The organism is Acinetobacter sp. YH12098 (assembly GCF_013419235.1).
Classification (GTDB): Bacteria; Pseudomonadota; Gammaproteobacteria; order Pseudomonadales; family Moraxellaceae; genus Acinetobacter; species Acinetobacter amyesii.
Map to the genome: position 1 here is coordinate 1 of NZ_VPAO01000081.1, position 2,688 is coordinate 2,688.

At 38.9% G+C, this 2,688-nt stretch carries 2 protein-coding genes; one reads left to right on the forward strand and one right to left on the reverse strand.

Going from position 1 to position 2,688, the window contains the following annotated elements; genetic code table 11:
* The first annotated feature begins 208 nt into the window (after positions 1–208).
* Complete coding sequence (locus FTU38_RS16510; protein ID WP_180004949.1) at positions 209–1,852, forward strand: AMP-binding protein; 1,644 nt, start codon at positions 209–211, stop codon at positions 1,850–1,852.
* A gap of 162 nt (positions 1,853–2,014) precedes the next feature.
* Here the strand turns inward: FTU38_RS16510 and FTU38_RS16515 are convergent, their stop codons facing one another.
* Entirely contained in the window at positions 2,015–2,530 is a 516-nt protein-coding gene (locus FTU38_RS16515) for a pyridoxamine 5'-phosphate oxidase family protein (RefSeq protein ID WP_180111882.1), read from the reverse strand.
* Between the last annotated feature and the right edge of the window lie 158 nt (positions 2,531–2,688).

The following is a 2,688-nucleotide window of genomic DNA, read 5'->3' on the forward strand; positions in this document are numbered from 1 at the left end:
CCAGATTTAAATCCAATAGAAAATATGTGGTCACGAGTCAAGGCGATTCGAACTAAGTTTAGAGTTAAAGATATTGATAAATTATTTAAAGATTACTGTAATGATTTATTTGGTATTTAGCTATAGTACGCAGCGGTACAACAACAAGATCAATAAACCTCAAAGTCTTGCACTTTGAATCATAGAGAACAGGATAGGAATTGTCGTCATGAAGACACTAGAACAAGCATATCGTGATTTTAATTTTGAAAAAATGGTTGCAGAACAATTGGTCGGTACGCCAAGTTCAATCAATGCTTATGATGAATGTTGTGGGCGCTATGTTGGGCAAAATCGAACTGCGCTGATTTGGGAAGGCAAGAATGGTGAATCTGAGCAATGGACTTTTGAGCAATTAGATTTATCTTCTGCACAATTGGCAAATTATTATCAACGCATTGGATTGAAAGCAGGTGATTGCATTGCAGGTCTATTACCCCGCACAGCAGAGTTATTGATCACCGTATTGGCAACATGGCGTATAGGGGCAATTTATCAACCGTTGTTTACGGCATTTGAATCCAAAGCGATTGAACATCGGGTGCAAACTGCGGGAACAAAGCTGATTGTAACCAACACTGAGCAACGATCAAAACTCAATCATATTGATTTACCACATATTTTAACCGTGCATGCCGATCAAGCAATTCAAACAGATCCTGACTTTTGGTCAGAGTTGCAATTGCATGACGCCACATTTAACTCAGTTCCCCGTTCATTTGACGATGAATTTTTAATGATGTTTACATCGGGAACGACCGGTTTAGCCAAGTCTGTACCTGTGCCACACAAAGCGTTATTGGCATTTAAAGGGTATATGACACATGCGGTTGATTTGCGTGATGAAGATTCATTTTGGAATTTGGCAGATCCGGGTTGGGCTTATGGTTTGTACTATGGAATTGCAGGGCCATTAAGTTTAGGACACAGCATTATTATGGATGAACGGGCTTTTAGTGTTGATCATGCACTTCAAGTCATCAAAAAATATAAAGTCAGTAATTTGACTGGTTCACCAACGGCTTTTCGTATGTTCTTTGGCTTCAAAGAAAAATTTGACGCATCCATAAAATCACATTTACGGGTTGTGAGTAGCGCAGGTGAGCCGCTAACGCCTGAAGTGATTCAATGGTTTAATCACGACTTAAACGTCAATATTTATGACCAATATGGGCAAACAGAACTCGGTATGGTGATTGCAAATCATCATGCTTTAGAACACTACAAAAAAGTGGGTTCAGCCGGTTTTGCTATACCGGGCCATCGTTTCGCGGTGCTTAATAAAGACTATCAAGAAATTGAACGTGGTGGCATTGGAACATTGGCATTAGACTGGTCGCAATCTCCACTCATGTGGTTCACAGGCTATGGTGGCAATAACCGTAAAGCCTTTGTCGGGAACTACTATTTAACCGGTGATACCGTTCGTTTAAACGAAGAAGGCGGCATTGATTTTGTAGGTCGTGCAGACGATGTCATTACAACGTCAGGCTATCGTGTTGGGCCTTTCGATGTGGAAAGCACATTATTAGAATGTGAAGAGGTTTTAGAGTCGGCAGTTGTTGGTAAGCCTGATCCTGAGCGGACTGAATTGGTCAAAGCTTTTGTGGTATTGAAACCACAATATCAAGCAAGTTCTGAACTCATGGATAAACTACAAGCCTATGTACGATCTCGTTTATCCAAGCATGCTTATCCAAAAGAAATTGAATTTGTGGATGGGTTGCCTAAAACATCGAGTGGAAAAATCCAACGTAATTTGTTGAAGCAACAAGAAGTGGCCAAAGCGCAATTAATTCAAAAGGTCAGTTGAGTCAATTTATATACGCAAGAAAGGCTGCTTGATGCAGCCTTTTTGAAATTGATATTTGAGCTGGTGAAACCATTCATTCGAGATCATATATGCACTTGACTAACTATGGGACAATCCAAATTAACCTAAAATTAAAGCATTCATTCGAATCAATAAAATCATTTATTTTAAGTTCAGGGTATTATGTTCAGTATCAAGTTCTTGAGTTTTACCCGTTAAATTGCCCTTCAAAACTTTGAATAAATGGGTGACTTTATTGTCTTTGACATTCCAGAATTCTGCACTAATAGCATTAGCTATCAAAACGCGAACAGTAGGATCAGTCTTGCCATCGAACCAGTTTTCTGCCCAAGGATTCCATAATTTATCGATTAGGGCCGCATCTGTACTGATTTCTCCATGAGCACTAATTGATACATAAATATCGTCTGAAGGTTTAGCGAATGCTAATCCAAGATGATTACGACCTGCATTGACTGCCTCTACAAGGTCATTGTTTTCTTTCATAAGAAAATAGATATTTTCATGCTCATTCATCTTATCAGAATTAAGCATGGTCATAGGTTGAGAATGAATTTCTTGCTTGTCAGTGACATGGCTAATCATGGTAAAACGCACGTCTTTAATCAGTTTCCATAATTTTTGTCGCTGATCTTGTTCAACGTATTCTTGTGACATTTTATTCTCCACTTTTAAGTAATCACTTTGGGGTGTCAACGGCATTCTAAAATTGACCCCTTTTACCTTTCAAATGGCAAAGTAAAATTGACCCCTTTGATCTCGTATTAAGTTTCAACCTGGGGCTGAATCCCAATTCTTTTTTTATCCTTCAAACG

Coding starts and splice junctions, on each gene's coding strand:
- FTU38_RS16515 (WP_180111882.1), bottom strand. CDS start 2,530: ATGTCACAAGAATACGTTGAACAAGATCAGCGACAAAAATTATGGAAA.
- FTU38_RS16510 (WP_180004949.1), top strand. CDS start 209: ATGAAGACACTAGAACAAGCATATCGTGATTTTAATTTTGAAAAAATG.